A 1,606-nucleotide genomic window follows, 5' to 3' on the forward strand; every position below is an offset into this window, starting at 1 on the left:
TGTTTCAGTTTCTTCTGTGCTGGGGCTGTGTCAGGTGCTGGGCCGGGTGTAGGCAGCGGCGCGCACCACATCTTCGTCCTCCAGTCCAGCTCCTAGTGCTCCGCCCACGGTGGCCAGGCTGGCGGTGAGCCAGCTGATCTTCGCGTAGTCCAAAGCGTTCACTGGGTGACCGGCGACACCGGCCAGTACCTGCTCGTCGATGAGCAGCAGCGCGCCGACCCAGGACAGGATGAATAAGACGAGGTAGAACACCACAACCCCGATGGCCACGGTCGCGGTGGTGGCCAAATTGAACAGGATCACCTGCTCACGTTGGGCTCGCCGCCGTGGGCGCTCCCACAAGTCGGCTCCCAGGATCAGGGTGGCACTCACCGCCCCGATCGCCATCACCGCCAGCAGGACCAGGCGCACCGGCCCGTAGGCCATGGCCAGTACCCATAGGTCCGAGGCCACCAATGTCAGCATGCCGGTGGCCGCTGCCACGACCAGCGCCCGGGAGAGCCGGGCCACGAAGGCCCAAGGCTGGTTGGCGCGGATCATGCCCAGCAGCAACCGCACGTTGCCGCTCAGCACTCGGGCCGTGAACTGCACGACGTTGTCGTCCGGGCGTTCGTCGAGATCGGTGGACAGCTGGTGGGCTCTTCGAGCAAGATCCCGCTGGGCGTTGAGGTCTTCGGCGTCGTAGCCCAGGAGCTGCCCGACCACGTGCACGGTGGTCTCTTGCACCTTCTGCCGCACGTGCACGGCTCCCAGGGCTGGGACGGAGACCAGTCCCACCCCGTGCACGGGGCTGAGCTGGGTGAGCACCGGACGTCGGCCGGCCTTCAGGGGGATCTCGGTGAGCACCACGGCCAAATCCCAGTTCTCCTCCAGCACGCGGTTTCGAGCCGCCTCCAGCAGGTCCAAGGTCTCGGTGGGTGGATCGACCAGCCGGTCTTCGGCCATCTTCAGTTGCCAGCGCACTCCCGGATACCGCTGCACCAAAATCTCGCGCACCGAGGTGGTGACCTCGGGGCCGAGCACCGCACTCAGGGATGGTGAGACCACCAGGCCGATGAGCAGCTCGGCATCGGAAAGGGGTTCGGCAGGATCGGCGGTGGATCGGCAACGCTCAGAAGTCACCGCTCCATAGTGAGGCAACCACGGGCCGGACTGCCACTGGCTCGATGGAGCCCCCAAGGTTTCGTGCAGCACCGCGGGCCGGATTCGGTGGTCGCCTCGATCCCGGAAAGAGCGGTGCTGCTCACTGCGAAATCCTCTCCCCGCCGACGCCGCCAGCGCGAAGACATCACAGCCAGCGGGCCCGGGACCTGCCGGTGTCGAGGACGGCTTCTCGATGATGCTGCAGTGACGGATCGGTTGAAGTGCTTCGGCGGTGTGGGAGCAGTGATCAGCGTGGGGCCGGTCGATTCCGTTCGGACAGGTGATGCATCGACTGCCCAGCGGCAGGTGCGGTACTGATGCGGGGGTACCCGGTGCAGGGGTGTCAAGGCCCAGCTCCGAAGACGGCAAGCCGGGCACGTGAAAGGCGAATTATAGCCCGCCGCAACCCGAGCGGGAAGGCATGTGTGGCACGAGGCGCCGAAGACGGGCCGGGCGTTTACTG

1 protein-coding gene is annotated in these 1,606 nt (G+C 66.3%); it reads right to left on the reverse strand.

Annotated elements, in window-relative coordinates; all coding sequences use genetic code 11:
* Positions 1-30: 30 nt before the first annotated feature.
* Positions 31-1,122, reverse strand: a complete 1,092-nt coding sequence (locus ACT3TZ_RS15095) for a hypothetical protein (protein WP_444584232.1) — start codon at positions 1,120-1,122, stop codon at positions 31-33.
* Positions 1,123-1,606 lie beyond the last annotated feature (484 nt).

Origin of the sequence: Brachybacterium sp. AOP25-B2-12 (assembly GCF_052378625.1) — a bacterium.
Classification (GTDB): Bacteria; Actinomycetota; Actinomycetes; order Actinomycetales; family Dermabacteraceae; genus Brachybacterium.